Annotated in this window: 15 protein-coding genes; 8 read left to right on the forward strand and 7 right to left on the reverse strand. The window is 44.3% G+C overall.

Going from position 1 to position 14166, the window contains the following annotated elements; all coding sequences use genetic code 11:
- The first annotated feature begins 87 nt into the window (after positions 1-87).
- Positions 88-846: a DUF695 domain-containing protein gene (locus tag CLV51_RS25720; protein ID WP_106530982.1), complete on the forward strand. Its 759-nt coding sequence runs from the start codon at positions 88-90 to the stop codon at positions 844-846.
- A 42-nt stretch (positions 847-888) separates the two neighbouring features.
- Here the strand turns inward: CLV51_RS25720 and CLV51_RS25725 are convergent, their stop codons facing one another.
- Complete coding sequence (locus CLV51_RS25725) at positions 889-1053, reverse strand: DUF1328 domain-containing protein (protein WP_106530983.1); 165 nt, start codon at positions 1051-1053, stop codon at positions 889-891.
- A 308-nt stretch (positions 1054-1361) separates the two neighbouring features.
- Here CLV51_RS25725 and CLV51_RS25730 point away from each other — a divergent pair, with 308 nt between their 5' ends.
- On the forward strand, positions 1362-3116 hold the full coding sequence (locus CLV51_RS25730; protein ID WP_106530984.1) for a BamA/TamA family outer membrane protein: 1755 nt from the start codon (positions 1362-1364) through the stop codon (positions 3114-3116).
- Between the two features lie 45 nt (positions 3117-3161).
- The gene (locus CLV51_RS25735; protein ID WP_106530985.1) at positions 3162-4226 is read left to right on the forward strand and encodes an NAD(P)H-dependent flavin oxidoreductase; all 1065 of its coding nucleotides are present in this window, start codon (positions 3162-3164) and stop codon (positions 4224-4226) included.
- Here CLV51_RS25735 and CLV51_RS25740 read toward each other — a convergent pair.
- The 4 genes from CLV51_RS25740 to CLV51_RS25755 are packed head-to-tail and all read right to left on the reverse strand — an operon-like array spanning position 4223 to position 8935.
- Complete coding sequence (locus CLV51_RS25740; protein WP_106530986.1) at positions 4223-4774, reverse strand: putative glycolipid-binding domain-containing protein; 552 nt, start codon at positions 4772-4774, stop codon at positions 4223-4225. The two genes, CLV51_RS25735 and CLV51_RS25740, sit on opposite strands and share 4 nt — an antisense overlap.
- A 3-nt stretch (positions 4775-4777) precedes the next feature.
- Positions 4778-7072 (reverse strand): FdhF/YdeP family oxidoreductase, encoded by a 2295-nt coding sequence (locus CLV51_RS25745; RefSeq protein ID WP_106530987.1) that lies wholly within the window; start codon positions 7070-7072, stop codon positions 4778-4780.
- A complete protein-coding gene (fdhD, locus tag CLV51_RS25750; protein ID WP_106530988.1) occupies positions 7065-7916 on the reverse strand; it encodes a formate dehydrogenase accessory sulfurtransferase FdhD in 852 nt (283 codons plus the stop codon). Before fdhD ends, CLV51_RS25745 begins: the two co-directional genes overlap by 8 nt.
- An 8-nt stretch (positions 7917-7924) precedes the next feature.
- Entirely contained in the window at positions 7925-8935 is a 1011-nt protein-coding gene (locus tag CLV51_RS25755; RefSeq protein ID WP_106530989.1) for an NADP-dependent oxidoreductase, read from the reverse strand.
- 170 nt (positions 8936-9105) lie between these two features.
- On the opposite strand from CLV51_RS25755, the gene ypfJ reads away from it, so the two are divergent.
- On the forward strand, positions 9106-9975 hold the full coding sequence (gene ypfJ, locus CLV51_RS25760) for a KPN_02809 family neutral zinc metallopeptidase (protein ID WP_106530990.1): 870 nt from the start codon (positions 9106-9108) through the stop codon (positions 9973-9975).
- Positions 9976-10092: 117 nt separating this feature from the next.
- On the opposite strand, the gene pncB is transcribed toward ypfJ, so the two are convergent.
- On the reverse strand, positions 10093-11262 hold the full coding sequence (pncB, locus tag CLV51_RS25765) for a nicotinate phosphoribosyltransferase (protein WP_106530991.1): 1170 nt from the start codon (positions 11260-11262) through the stop codon (positions 10093-10095).
- Positions 11263-11324: 62 nt separating this feature from the next.
- On the opposite strand from pncB, the gene CLV51_RS25770 reads away from it, so the two are divergent.
- The 4 genes from CLV51_RS25770 (at position 11325) to CLV51_RS25785 (ending at position 13640) form a co-directional block, all read left to right on the forward strand.
- The gene (locus CLV51_RS25770; protein WP_106530992.1) at positions 11325-11720 is read left to right on the forward strand and encodes a hypothetical protein; all 396 of its coding nucleotides are present in this window, start codon (positions 11325-11327) and stop codon (positions 11718-11720) included.
- 323 nt (positions 11721-12043) lie between these two features.
- A complete protein-coding gene (locus CLV51_RS25775; protein ID WP_106530993.1) occupies positions 12044-12496 on the forward strand; it encodes a MarR family winged helix-turn-helix transcriptional regulator in 453 nt (150 codons plus the stop codon).
- Positions 12497-12538: 42 nt separating this feature from the next.
- Positions 12539-12982 (forward strand): DinB family protein, encoded by a 444-nt coding sequence (locus CLV51_RS25780; RefSeq protein ID WP_106530994.1) that lies wholly within the window; start codon positions 12539-12541, stop codon positions 12980-12982.
- A 7-nt stretch (positions 12983-12989) separates the two neighbouring features.
- Positions 12990-13640 (forward strand): phosphatase PAP2 family protein, encoded by a 651-nt coding sequence (locus CLV51_RS25785; protein ID WP_106530995.1) that lies wholly within the window; start codon positions 12990-12992, stop codon positions 13638-13640.
- Here the strand turns inward: CLV51_RS25785 and CLV51_RS25790 are convergent.
- Positions 13629-14117 (reverse strand): hypothetical protein, encoded by a 489-nt coding sequence (locus CLV51_RS25790; protein ID WP_158267157.1) that lies wholly within the window; start codon positions 14115-14117, stop codon positions 13629-13631. The two genes, CLV51_RS25785 and CLV51_RS25790, sit on opposite strands and share 12 nt — an antisense overlap.
- Positions 14118-14166: the final 49 nt, after the last annotated feature.

Consider the following 14166-nt stretch of genomic DNA (forward strand, 5'->3'; position numbering starts at 1 on the left):
AGCGCTCATAACAAGTTTATCTTTTCAATAGTAACGCAGAGCTACGTATCTTTACAGCCAGCTGTTGCGTTATTTTAATTTTTTTATATGCATAAGGATTACCGACCGGACTGGGATATTTACACGTGTCATATTGAAGAAAGTCCAGCAGTAATAGGCCTTGACCTTGATCTGAGACGATTTGCGCCATTGAAGGAAAAGCCGAATGCCATATATATCACAGTATATCTGAATAATCCACGTGAAGACGGATTCCCGCAAAACGATGAATTTGCTATCATGGGTGACATTGAAGATAGCCTGGTTGAACAGTTGCAAACCAAGCTGGATGCGCATTTCGTGGGTCGTACTTTTTCAAATGGCGTACGTGATTTCTATTTTTATACAGGCACTACATTACTGCATGATAAATTCATTGCGGATGCAATGATAAATTTTCCGGATTATCGTTTTGACTATGGTGTAAAGGAAGATAATAACTGGGAATTATATTTTGATTTCCTTTTTCCTGATGTATACGAGTTTCAACGGATACAAAACAGGAAGGTATTGCGTATGCTTCGTCAGCATGGAGATGTTTCTGAAAGAGAACGCCCGATTGAACATTGGATTCACTTCAGGAGTGAAGAAGATAAAATTGCTTATTGGGAACATATCAAGGAAAACGGCTTCTCGCTTGTACACGATGAGAAAACGGATAACCCGGAATTTCCATATAAATTATGTATTTCCCGGCCTGATAAAGCCAGCGAGTCTATCATCGACAGCGTGGTAATGAGTCTTTGGGAACTTGCCCAGCAAGTAAATGCAGAGTATGATGGATGGGAAACAAGTATTGTAAAATAGTATATATAGCAAGGGCCTTCATCAGAAGGCCCTTGCTGTTTTTCATTTATTTTTTAGCATTCCTGTTATAAAAGAAATCGCAAACAATACCATAAAAATATAGAAGATAATCTTTGCAATAGAGGCAAGACCAGCAGCAAAACCACCGAAGCCCAATATCGCTGCAAGAATGGCCACGATAAAAAATATAGAAGCCCAGCGTAACATAGAGGTAGGTTTTAAGGTGAATAATATAGTCCTATCCAATCTGTTAATGTTCTTACAAAGGTCGTACAATTATCATTCCGGGGAAGTACAATATTTGCAATTGTTGCAATTTGGAATATTTTCAATATAATTGTCAACTACGGCTAACCTTGAGGAGAGATTTGAAAATATTACCTACTATAACTGTTTTTTGCTGGTTGATATGCCTGCAATGCTACGCATTTGGCCAAAGGTACCCGCTTTCAAGGGATACAGTGCCCCATAAAAATAATGGCCTCTTCAGAAAGATCGGTGAATACCGGGATTCTATGCGCCATAAAGACTACCGGCAGGCTTTTATGAAACGTATTACAAGGCAGGATGTGAGGGAGCCTTCTAACGATAACGACAGTACTATTATAAAAAGTGAGGCATATTTTACCCCCTTTGCTGGCAAAGTGATCAGGAATATCTACTATAGAAAAGTGAAGGTATTTGGTCCGAGTAATATTAATGATACGGCCTTTACTACCAGTATGCAACTCGTGCACCTGGCTAACCGGCTGCACTACGATTCCCGGGAGTGGGTTATCCGGCAATCCCTTTTCTTCCGGGAAGACCAACGGCTGGACCCTTTTGAATTTGCAGATAATGAACGTTACCTGCGTAACCGCCCTTTTATACAGGATGCCCGTATTTATGTGATGAATGCCGATGCTACTTCCGACTCCCTGGATATAGAAGTAGTGACCAAAGACCTATATGAATACGGTGCCGAGCTGTCGCAATTCAGTGAAAAGGATGTCAGGGCTAACGTATCCAATAACGATCTGTTTGGAGCAGGGCAGGGGCTCAAAGTGGGTATGCAATGGCGTAGTGACTTTACCCCCACCTGGAATACAGAAGCGCGCTACACTAAATATAACGTGGCCGGCTCCTTTATAGATGTCAGCGCCGGATATACCACCCTGAACAACTACATGCCACTGGACACCAATGTGTATGAGGGAACCTACTTCATTAGCTTAAACCGGCCACTATACCGTAACTCCGCCAAACTGGTGGGAGGATTTACGCTAGCCAACAGCTGGTCCATCAATATCAGGGGGGCACAGCCACAGGAAGAAGATAGCCTGTACCGCGACTACCGCTATACGGTGGTAGACGGCTGGATAGGTTATAATTTTATCAATAACTACAAGCACGATGGCACTATTGGTCACAAGCCTAATTTTGCCATACTGGCCAGACACTATAACCTGTCATTTCAGCGAAAACCTGGACAAACAAGGTTTAAAGACGATCCGGTATATAATAACCACCGCTATTATATGCTGGAACTACAGGCTTATCGCATAGATTATTTTAAAGCCCACTACTTTTTTGGTTTTGGCCGTACAGAGGATATTCCCCTGGGATTCAATATCAGCGCCACTACCGGCTGGGAGAGCTGGAAATACAGACGCCGGCTTTACTCCGGTATGGAGGCACAGAAATTCTGGCTCACCAAACGACAGGGGCTTTTTAATACAACCGTAGGCGTTAGTACCTTCTGGTTGAATAATGCTACAGAGGATGCCGTAATGCACGCCAGGCTCGAGTATTACAGCCGGTTGGTGAGTTTTAAAAAAGCACGTTTCCGGCAGTTTTTAACTATTGACTACCTTAACAGCCCCGATCCGTTTTTTTTCAAGCCGCTTAACATCAATATGGATGCCGGCATATTGGGGTTTCGTAATACGAGGCTGAATGGCTACCAACGGCTGAACATGGGATCGGAAACAGTATATTACAGTCCTTTCAAACTACTGGGCTTTAAGTTCAACTTCTTCACCTCGTTGCAGGCATCTATGATTACAGCTAAAAACGATGATCTGTTGAGGAACCCGGTGTATCTGGGCGTGGGAGGTGGTTTCCGTGTACGTAATGAAAACCTGGCACTGAATACTATTAAAGTTTCCGGATATTATTACCCTAATGCACCGTACCCTGTGAAGAAACTGATGCTGGAAATAACCACTATTGTTGATTTTCGTTTTGATGTATCCGCTTTACGCTCTCCTTCTTTTTTAAGCTTCAAGTGATTATTTATTGCCGATGTGCTAATTTTAAGCTATAAATCACGGACTATGCAATGGCAAAATGAACTAACCCGAAGGCTTGGTATCACTTATCCGTTGATACAGGCGCCCATGTTGGGGATTACTACTCCCGCTATGGTGGCGGCTATCAGTAACAGCGGTGGACTAGGATCGCTGCCTGTAGGAGGCTTACCACCGGAGCGTGTGACAGCACTGATCCGGGAGGTAAAAGGCTTAACCCAACAACCTTTCGCGGTGAACCTTTTTACCTACGAGCTCCCTGATTTTAACAATCACAAAGCTTTTAACGACATGCAGGAGTTCCTGCAATTCCTGTATGGTGCTAATCGTATAGCCGCAGCACCAGTTGCATTTAAGGAAGTAACACTTATTTCTTACCGGGATCAGCTGAATGCTGTAATGGCAGCAGGTATCAAACTGGTGAGCTTTACTTTCGGGATGCCTGATGCAGCAGCCATAGCATTGCTAAAGGAACATCACACCGTATTAATAGGAACAGCCACCAGTGTGGCGGAAGCGGAAGCTATACAGGCTGCCGGTGTAGATATGGTTGTAGCACAAGGTATAGAAGCCGGCGGACACCGGGGCGCCTTTCTCTCAGGTGAGTTGCCGCAGGTAGGCACTATGGCATTAGTACCGCAGATGGTGGATCGTGTACGCATTCCCGTTATAGCGGCAGGGGGTATTATGGACGGAAGAGGTATTGCCGCCGCAAGAATGCTGGGTGCTGCAGGTGCCCAAACAGGAAGCATATACCTGCGATCTCACGAAAGCGCTGCTATGCCTTCACATAAAGCTGCTTTGGCTGATATAACGGATACGGATACACACCTCACCCGCGCATTCTCCGGTCGCTGGGCACGCGGCCTCCATAATATACTGATGGATGAAGTAGATGCTTCCGGGCTTACTATCAGTGATTATCCTTACCAGGCCGCCCTTACCCAGCCCATCAGCAAAGTGGCGAAGGAGCTGGATAACCCGGCATTTACAGCCATGTGGGCCGGACAGGCAGCCGGCATGGCTAAAGCATGGAGTGCGGCTGATATTTTTGCAGAACTGATCCGGGAAACGGAATGCCTCTTGCCTTAATAATGAATACGGGTAAATATTCCCGGATAATCAAGCAGGATATCCTGTTTATCAAAAGGTAATTCTGCACTAAACTGTGTAGTCACATTTTCGTATAGATACAGGCGGTCACCCAGTTTGGTGTAGTGTTGTTGCACCTTCTGTAATTCAAATTCCGGTAATTTGATATACAGCATATCTATCGTTTTTCTTTCTCCGGGTTCGAAATGCAGTCGCTTTACGGGCAAAGTATTCGTGAAAGGAGTGAGGGCAATGTCAATATCGATGCAGCCGTCAAAAGCATCTATATGATTACCATCTTTATCAAACCAATGTCCGTTTAAATCCGTTGTGAGCTTCAGTTCTGTAGATGTTTTGCCTTCCTGCCTGATATGAAAGGAAGATACCCGCCAATCAGCAGTAATTTCAATATCATAGTGAATACAAAAAGGTTGTTGCTCTACGACACCGTTAATACAGCCGGTTGCCAGTTTCATTTGCCCGTTGCCCTGTAACGTGAAATACTCTGTAGCAGGCCATTTCACAGCCTGCCATATAATGGGTTGCATGTGCTATTTTTTTATGATGGACGATTTAATTTTGATGATTACCAGTTTAGAGGTAGGCGTATTACTTTTCTCCGCTACGCTGTCTACCGGTACTAATACATTTGTTTCCGGGAAATAAGTGGCGGTACATTTCTCCGGAATTTGAAATGATACAATAATGAAGCCATGTGCTACGCGTTCGGTTTGGCCATAATAATTATACAGGTCTACCACATCACCAGGATGAAAGCCTGCAGCAGCAATATCGCCGGGATGCATGAATATTACGCGTCTTTCATGATATACGCCTCGGTAGCGGTCGTCCAGTCCATAAATAGTAGTGTTGAACTGGTCATGACTACGGATCGTCATCATCATGTATTCATCTGCAGCCAGTGGCGTGGTTAATACATCAGCTACATGGAAATGTGCTTTACCGCTGTTTGTATTAAACCGGCCCTGACGGGCACCATTAGGCAGATAAAAACCTCCGGGATGTCTTACACGTTTATTGTAATCATCAAATCCGGGAATTACTTTTTCTATATCGTTACGGATGTAATCATAGTGTTGGGCATACTGTTCCCACGGAACGCGGGAATCTTCTCCCAGCAATGCTTTAGCCAGATCGCACACAATCTCCGGTTCACTTTTCAGCTGATCAGATACGGGATGCAGATTGCCTTTAGATAGCTGGACTACGCCCATAGAGTTTTCGCAGGTCACAAATTGTTGTTCCCCGTTTTGTATATCTTTATCGCTGCGGCCCAGGCAGGGCAGGATCAGCGCCTCTTTGCCGTGTACTACATGACTACGGTTTAATTTCGTAGATACGTGTACGGTAAGATCGCAATTGCGGAGTGCCTGCGCGGTAAACAGGGTGTCTGGTGTGGCGGAGAGGAAGTTACCACCCATTGCCATAAATACTTTAGCGTCTCCGCGATGCATGGCGTGGATGGCTTTTACTACATCGTACCCATGGGCCTGCGGTGGGGTAAAGCCATACACTGCATGTAGCTTACTTAACAGGCCGGCGGAGGGTTGTTCATAAATACCCATTGTACGATCGCCCTGTACATTGCTATGTCCGCGTACGGGGCAGGTACCTGCTCCGGGCTTGCCAATGCTGCCTTTGAGCAGCAGCAGGTTCACCACTTCCTTAATAGTAGCTACTGCATTTTTATGCTGCGTAAGTCCCATTGCCCAACAGGCAATGATCTTTTTTTTATGCAGGAGCGCATTGGCTGCCTGTTGTATCATTTCCAGCGGAACGCCGCTGTCAGCAGCCAGTTGCGGCAATTGTTGCAGTTTCAGGTGTTGAATATACGCGGCATAGTCTATCGTATTTTTTTCAATGAAATCCTGGTCAAAAACACTGCCTGGTATTTTTTCTTCTTCCTGTAACAGCAGCAGCGACAAGGCTTTCAGCAGGGCCATGTCGCCATTGATTTTTACCTGCAGGAAAATATCGGTGAGTTGGGTTTTGATATTTAATATACCTTTCACCGTTTGCGGATTCAGGAAATTGAGCAAACCTGTTTCCGGCAGGGGATTCACGGCAATGATCGTAGCGCCGTTGGCTTTTGCTTTTTGCAGGGCCGTAAGCATACGAGGGTGATTGGTACCGGGATTTTGTCCCAATATAATAATCACTTCTGCCTCGTAAATATCCTCCAGCGTAACAGAGCCTTTACCAATCCCTAATGATTCGCCGAGTGCTACACCACTGGATTCGTGGCACATATTGGAACAATCAGGCAGGTTGTTGGTACCATATTCCCGGACCATCAGCTGATAGAGGAAAGCCGCTTCATTACTGGTTCTGCCGGAAGTGTAAAAAATGGCTTCGTTGGGAGAGGATAATTTATGCAGATGACCGGCAATAGTTTGATAAGCGGCTGTCCAGGATATAGGTGTGTAATGGGTAGCGCCCGCTGCCAGATACATAGGCTGGGCAATGCGGCCTTTTTTGCCTATTTCATAATCGGTTAATAATCCCAGCTCGGCAACGCTGTTCTGCGCAAAGAATTCCGGTGTCAGTTTCCTGGTAGTGGCTTCTTCTGCAATGGCTTTGGCGCCATTTTCACAATATTCAGCAATGCCGGACCTTTCATCATCCGGGTCTGGCCATGCGCAACCCGGACAATCAAAGCCATCTTTCTGGTTTAGTTTCATCAAGGCTTTCATGCCGCGGAAAACATTCATCTCTTCCAGGATATGCCGCATACTATACACTACTGCGGGAATACCTGCTGCCACTGTTTTTGGTGGACCCAGTTTAAGGCCGGTAAACCGCACGGGGTTTTCTGCACTATCCATGATAACTGCTTTTATGCGTGATCGTAATTCTTTCTGCTGCGGTGTAAATATTAAATCGTTGTTCCCGCAAAAATCCCACCAGCGTGATATTCCATTCACCAGCCGTTTTTACAGCCATACTGGAAGGTGCGCCTACAGCGGCTATAACAGGAATGTTTGCCATAGCTGCTTTTTGTATCAGCTCAAATCCGGCCCTGCCGCTTAGTAACAGGAGATGTGAATGCAAAGGCATTAACTGTTGTGCCATGGCTGCGCCTATGAGTTTATCCACTGCATTATGCCGGCCAATATCTTCCCGTAATATTAACAGGTTACCACTGGTATCAAAAAGGGCGGCAGCATGTAATCCGCCGGTGGCTTCAAATACCGCCTGCTCTCGACGCAGCTTGTCGGGCAATTGGTACAATAACGCGGCGGAAAAAGTGGATGCGCTTTCATTACTAACGTGAACGCCTGTATGAATGGAACTCATCTCCGTTTTACCACAAACACCACAGGCAGCAGTAGATTTAAAGTTACGTTGTGTATTGTCTAGTTTTGGGGTCACCATCGTTTTCAGCTGTACGGTAGCAATACTGCCATCCTCATTTTCGGATAAAATGATATCCAGAATATCTTCCTGTGCTGTAATAATGCCTTCTGTAAATAAAAAGCCGGCGGCCAGTTCCTTATCCTGACCAGGTGTACGCATGGTCACTGATATGTTCTGCTGCCGACGGTTATGAGAAAGCCCATGCACCAGCCTTATTTCCAAAGGTTCTTCTGATGCCAGTATATCGTTGGTATCAATTATACCTCCTGCTTCTACTTTTTTTATATGGGTATGAACAACTGTATTTGTCATGCCCAAAATTACACTTTCACAATCATCTTACCGCTGTTCTTTCCGGAAAATAATCCCAGTAAAGCATCTGGCAGTAGCTCAAAACCCTCTTCCACCGTTTCTGTATATTTCAATTTACCAGCTTTAATTAATTCAGACAGATATTTAACCCCTTCGCCAAATCGTGTAGCATAATTGCCAATGGTGAAGCCCTGCATCAATATGCTGCGGGTAATCATAATAGGTTGAATGCGGGGACCTATAGGTACTTCCGTGCTGTTATATAAAGCAATCTGCCCGCATAAAGGAATGCGCGCAAAGAAGTTCAGGTGCGTGATAACAGCATCGGATATTTCACCACCTACATTATCGAAATAAATGTCTACCCCGTTAGGACAAGCAGTGGCTACCGCTGCGCTCATATCAGGATTGCCTTTATAATCAATGGCTGCATCAAAATCGAAGTTATCTGTCAGCATTTTTACTTTTTCGGCACCACCGGCAATGCCTACTACGCGGCAGCCCTGGATCCTGGCTAGTTGCCCTACAAGAAGGCCTACCGCGCCGGCTGCTCCTGAAATCACCACCGTTTCACCAGCCTTTGGTTTACCAATATCCAGTAATCCAAAGTAAGCAGTGAGCCCGGGAACGCCTAATATGCCCAGGTACGTGGTGGGAGGAATACTGCTATCTATTTTGCGCAAATCACCACCGGGGAAAATAGCTGCGGTAGCCCAGGGCAGAAAGGGTCGGACGCCGGTAGACATTACCAGGTCGCCGGCCTTGAACTGGGCGTCCTTACTTTCGGTTACTTCTGCTACACCGCCGCCCTCTAAGGGCTGGCCTACCTGGAAGGGAGGGATGTAGGATTTGGCATCGTTCATACGGCCACGCATATACGGATCTACAGAAAGATATCGGGGTTTCACCAATACCTCACCTGGCTTGAGTTCCGGAAGAGTTATCTCTACTGTTTTAAAATTATCTTTGTCTGGCATTCCCTTAGGACGGGAGGCCAGAATTATTTGTTTAATCTTCATGATTTCTGATCATTTATTGATGAACAATGTAGTATTATAATAAACCGGTAAAAGAACCTTTTGTTTAATAATGAATACAATCAGCTCAGATGTGCTGAAATATCAGTGAAAAATGTACTTTCGGGGTAATTTCGGGGTAATAAATTTAACTCTTAAATCCTATCTCAATTATGCGTTTGGATGACGAAGAAATGAGCGAAAACGTCGAGAAACGATCTGGTGGCGGTATGCGCAATATCGGTATCGGCGGCGGAATAGGCGGCATTATTATCGTAGTGCTGGCCTTGCTCTTCAAACAAGATCCCCAACAAGTAATGCAAGCCGTTCAACAGGTACAGGGGCCTGGTAGTAGTAGCGGTAGCGGAACATCGCAGCAATTAACAAAAGCCAATGCATCACCCCTGGAGTTATTTTCCGGCAAGGTGTTACGTAGTACGGAACGGATATGGCAGCAGGAGTTCCAGCAGATGAATAAAACCTACGTAAAGCCGCATCTGGCCATATTTGAAGGAAGTACTACCTCTGGATGTGGTGCTGCGGAATCTGCCATGGGACCGTTTTACTGCCCTGCAGATCAGGAGGTATACCTGGATGTATCATTCTTTAATGAGCTTGAACAGCGTTTCGGCGTAAAAGGTGATTTTTCCAAAGCTTACGTGATAGCGCATGAAGTAGGGCATCATGTACAAAATCTGCTGGGTATCAGTCAAAAAGTACAATCCATGCGTTCCCGGTTGAGTGAGAAGGACTATAATAAATTATCTGTGATGCTGGAACTGCAGGCCGATTTTCTCGCCGGCGTATGGGCTAACCAACAGAATAAATTAAATAAATTTTTAGATCCGGGAGATATTGAATCAGGCTTAAACGCCGCCAGTGCTGTAGGAGATGATAAACTACAGGAGGCTGGTACAGGGCATGTGGTGCCGGATGCATTTACCCATGGTACCTCTGCGCAACGAATGTTTTGGTTTAAAAAAGGGTTCGATACAGGTGATATCTCGCAGGGAGATACCGGTATCGGATTAGGTAACCGATAAACAGCTATTAGCTTTTAGCAGTTAGCTTTTAGTAAAAATGCAGCGAAGGAAGTTTTTACATTTTTATATTCGCTGCATTTTTACTAAAAGCTAACTGCTAAAAACTGATAGCTAAAATCAGACAATATCCAACATTTCTTTCGCCAGCGTAATCATCTTTGCATCGCCGGTATACTTTCCGCTGATATCTGACAACTTCACTACCGGCGTCCATCTGGGCGCATCTTCGGGTAACGCTTCATACATTTTGATTACAATATTCAACGCTGTTAAACCCACATCATTGGTGAAGTTGGTGCCAATACCAAACGACATCCCTATTTTACCCCTGCAATAGTCCGCAATAGCAGTTACTTTATCATAATCCAATCCATCAGAGAAGATAATGGTTTTAGTCAAAGGGTCTACACCTTTCCCTTTATAGTGCATAATAGTCCGGTCAGCAAACAATATCGGATCTCCGCTATCATGGCGTACACCATCAAACAGCTTCGCGAATTTTTTGTCAAACTGTTCAAAAAATACCGGGGTGGTATAGGTATCAGACAATGCAATGCCGAGGTCGCCGCGATACACCTGTACCCAGTTTTCCAGTCCCAGCATATTAGCCATTTTAAAGCCGTATTTGGCTGCATGAAACATAAACCACTCGTGCGCATGCGTGCCTACTGGTTTTACGGCATTACGCATAGCCAGGTGTACATTGCTGCTACCAATGAAACAACCTTCTCCGTATTGCCGTAAGGTTTTAACTACGAGCTTATGCACTTCCAGAGAATGGCGGCGCCTGGTGCCGAAATCTGCAATGGTGATGCCCATCTGTTTGTATTTCTCTATCTTTTCCCGGGTAATACGGATCACTTCCTCGTCCGACAAGCGTACCTGTTCTGTAAGCTGGTAATATAATTCACAGATCAGCGACATCAGCGGCACTTCCCATAGGATAGTACGGTACCAATATCCATCGGCATGTATTTCCAGCTCATCGCCATGTTGTGAAATGTGTACTTCGGCCGGATTGTAACGATAACCCTGTAAAAAATCAAGATAGGTAGGATCCAGGTAAGGACAGGTAACTGCGAGGTATTCTTTTTCCTCCTGTGTTAGTTGCAGATGCTGCATATCGTTCACTGCTTCCCTTAACGCCGTTGCAAATCCTGGTGGAAAAGCATGTTTGCCGCGATTAATGAAAGTATAACGGGCACGGGCCTTCGGAAATAGTTTTATCACCCCATGTTGCATGGTGAATTTATAAAAATCGTTATCGAGAATAGATGTTAAAATCATATTTCGTTATTTGAATTCACAATAATATTATATTTTCGCGGTCTTAATCATTGTTAGAAACCATGAAAAACATCAAAGTTAAGTGGCCCCTTAACCCACAAGAAACTGTATTGTTCAAAGTAAACGCTGTTCATTTACAAAGTACCTGGAAAGCTAAACAAGGCGCTATTTACATCACCAGTGAAAGAATTGTTTTTGAAATCAAACCCATGATGATGTTCTTTTTGTTTGGTATTATCGGTTGGTTGCTCACCAAAAACAAGAAGTCCTATGAAATTCCGTTAACAGACATTACTGATTTCAAAAGAGGTAAACAGGGCTTCAATAAAAAAGTAGCCGAGTTTGATCTGTTGGATGGTAGCAAAAGCCGTTTCGGAATTACCGGTAAATGGGAAGCCTTTGATATGGCTTACCAGAAAGCCATGTTGGATGTAAAACCACTTTTTAGCATTAAATAAGTTTATAGTTTATTCCCACAAAATTTGCATTTGTCCGCATTGGTATCGTGACCTTCACGCATACAATGCGGACAAATTTGTTGATCTACATTTTCACGGTTACGGATTCCAGCACCTGATACGATGGTGAGGAATCCTATAAAGAAAAAGAAGACCACACTGCCATTGTTATTCATCCTGCTACATTATGTTCTTTAAACAAAACCGCGATTATTTATGTTTAAAGACAAATTATCGCTAAAATAATTAGTTGCGGGTCCAACTGTTTTGTATTTTTGTCCACTCCCTCTGCGAATCATTGTTTAATCCTTCTTAACCATATTATGAAGAAACCGGAAATTGCGGCCCGATTGCGTACAAATATTGCGCGGGCAGTTACGAAAACCCATACAGCTTACCGGCTGCGATTATTGAGCGTTTTTATGCAGGCAGGCGTAGATATTACGCCCGACATGTATTTTATTCTCCGCTACCTGTGGGGAGAGAAGGATGGCTGCCGGCAACAGGAACTGGCCGATAAAACGGATAAAGATAAGGCCAGTCTTACCAAATTATTGGACAACCTGGAGAAACGTAGTCTGGTGACGCGTACCATGGATGAAAAAGACCGGCGAAGTAAAAGGGTATGGCTCACTGCCGCGGGAAAGAAACTGAAGCGTATCGTGTACCCGTTAGCGTTATCAGTAGTGGAAATGGCAGAAAAAGGTATCTCCAAACATGATCTGCAGTATGCGCAGACTGTCCTGGAACTGATTTATAAGAATATTAAAAGATGATCACCATATATTTTCCTGATTACGTTTTCCTATCTTTAGATTATGCTTACCAATATATTGATCAATTTATTTGAGCGCGACATGGGCAAACTGGAAGATGAGATCTCCGCCTATGAAACAGCAGAAGGAATATGGCGGGTCCCTGCCGGTATTAAAAATTCAGCCGGGAATCTGTGCCTGCACCTGTGCGGTAACCTGCAGCACTTTGTAGGGGCAGTATTAGGCCATAACGGGTATGTGCGTAACCGGGAGCTGGAGTTCAGCGCCAAAGATGTACCCAGAGAAGAATTGTTACAGCAGATTGGTATTACCCGGCGGGTATTACTCACTGTTATAGTAGGGTTGACTCCGGAGGACCTGGAAAAAATGTATCCGGAAAAGGTTTTATCAGGGGAGATGTCTACCGGTCATTTCCTGGTGCATTTGAGTACACACCTGAATTATCATCTGGGGCAAATCAATTATCATCGCCGCTTAACGCAGTAGTTGTTACATGTACAAGGAACCTTTTCAACAGAGATTTATACAGGTATATCAACAGCTGAAGTTATTCATATACCCATTGGGGTTAGCGCTTTTGGGTGTGCTGATTGTGCGCTGTATATATAGCCGCACTGATGTATACTTTTTTATCAATCACCTGCATACGCCAACAGGAGACTTTGTGTTTCCTTACATTACTGAGCTGGGAAGCACCGCGGCAACAGTAGTGTTTTCGTTGTTGCTTTTTTTCATCAATAAGCGGATGGGGATTGTAATGGCGCTTGCTTACATTATTACGGCTATCATTAGTTTTACGTTGAAATTTTTGGTGGGGTTCCCTCGTCCGCACCGGTATTTCGCAGCACGGCTACAGGATATTTATTTTGTACCGGGTGTGGAGATACTGGATAACTTCAGGAGTTTTCCTTCCGGCCATAGTGTATGCGCTTTCACAGCAGCCACCGTTTTATCTTATTACGCAAAAAATAAATACTGGTCTTTTTTATATCTCTCTTTAGCCTTGCTGGTAGCCTGGTCCCGTATGTATATGAGCCAGCATTTCCTGGAAGATGTAACTGCCGGTGCTATATTGGGGGTATTTGTCAGCATGATCTGGCTCAGCTTCGCAGCTGTCAGCACTAATGGTATATCAAGACCATAGGTCTTTTTTCTCTTCTATTTCCTGGATTAAAGAATCATGATGCTGCTTCATGATATCGCTGTATAACTGTCCCGGAGATGGATGTGCGGATGTTTTTTCTGTATACCATTGTGGCGTAGGTGTATACCTGGCCCATAAAATTTCATAGCCAATGTAAATCTGGTATTTGCCTTCTCTTACATTATCTGAATGTCCCAATCTGCGTTCTTCTCCCGGAGCCAGGTTTTCAATGAGCCGTGCCTGCCGTGTTGTACCCATAGTGGTAGTAATTACCTGGTCAATAGCCACCGTCATAAACTTTTTATCAGACATATTTTTAACACTACGCAAATATTTGGATACGCTGAAAACACTGTTGGAAACGCCTACAATCCTGGCGGCATGTATAGCGTCTTCTCCCGCCATGGGTTTAAATTTCTTTTCTTTAAGAGCAGTAGCGCGGATACTTTGTATTCTGAAATTGATATACCAGGTCATAAAAACAAGGAAAATAATTACCGGAACATACATAGTTAATCACTTTGAG

The sequence above is a fragment of the Chitinophaga niastensis genome, assembly GCF_003014755.1.
In the GTDB taxonomy this organism is placed as follows: Bacteria; Bacteroidota; Bacteroidia; order Chitinophagales; family Chitinophagaceae; genus Chitinophaga; species Chitinophaga niastensis.

Coding starts and splice junctions, on each gene's coding strand:
- CLV51_RS25740 (WP_106530986.1), bottom strand. CDS start 4,774: ATGCAACCCATTATATGGCAGGCTGTGAAATGGCCTGCTACAGAGTAT.
- CLV51_RS25780 (WP_106530994.1), top strand. CDS start 12,539: ATGCTTACCAATATATTGATCAATTTATTTGAGCGCGACATGGGCAAA.
- ypfJ (WP_106530990.1), top strand. CDS start 9,106: ATGCGTTTGGATGACGAAGAAATGAGCGAAAACGTCGAGAAACGATCT.
- fdhD (WP_106530988.1), bottom strand. CDS start 7,916: ATGACAAATACAGTTGTTCATACCCATATAAAAAAAGTAGAAGCAGGA.
- CLV51_RS25730 (WP_106530984.1), top strand. CDS start 1,362: ATGCGCCATAAAGACTACCGGCAGGCTTTTATGAAACGTATTACAAGG.
- CLV51_RS25790 (WP_158267157.1), bottom strand. CDS start 14,117: ATGACCTGGTATATCAATTTCAGAATACAAAGTATCCGCGCTACTGCT.
- CLV51_RS25725 (WP_106530983.1), bottom strand. CDS start 1,053: ATGTTACGCTGGGCTTCTATATTTTTTATCGTGGCCATTCTTGCAGCG.
- CLV51_RS25745 (WP_106530987.1), bottom strand. CDS start 7,072: ATGGATAGTGCAGAAAACCCCGTGCGGTTTACCGGCCTTAAACTGGGT.
- pncB (WP_106530991.1), bottom strand. CDS start 11,262: ATGATTTTAACATCTATTCTCGATAACGATTTTTATAAATTCACCATG.
- CLV51_RS25770 (WP_106530992.1), top strand. CDS start 11,325: ATGAAAAACATCAAAGTTAAGTGGCCCCTTAACCCACAAGAAACTGTA.
- CLV51_RS25785 (WP_106530995.1), top strand. CDS start 12,990: ATGTACAAGGAACCTTTTCAACAGAGATTTATACAGGTATATCAACAG.
- CLV51_RS25775 (WP_106530993.1), top strand. CDS start 12,044: ATGAAGAAACCGGAAATTGCGGCCCGATTGCGTACAAATATTGCGCGG.
- CLV51_RS25720 (WP_106530982.1), top strand. CDS start 88: ATGCATAAGGATTACCGACCGGACTGGGATATTTACACGTGTCATATT.
- CLV51_RS25735 (WP_106530985.1), top strand. CDS start 3,162: ATGCAATGGCAAAATGAACTAACCCGAAGGCTTGGTATCACTTATCCG.
- CLV51_RS25755 (WP_106530989.1), bottom strand. CDS start 8,935: ATGAAGATTAAACAAATAATTCTGGCCTCCCGTCCTAAGGGAATGCCA.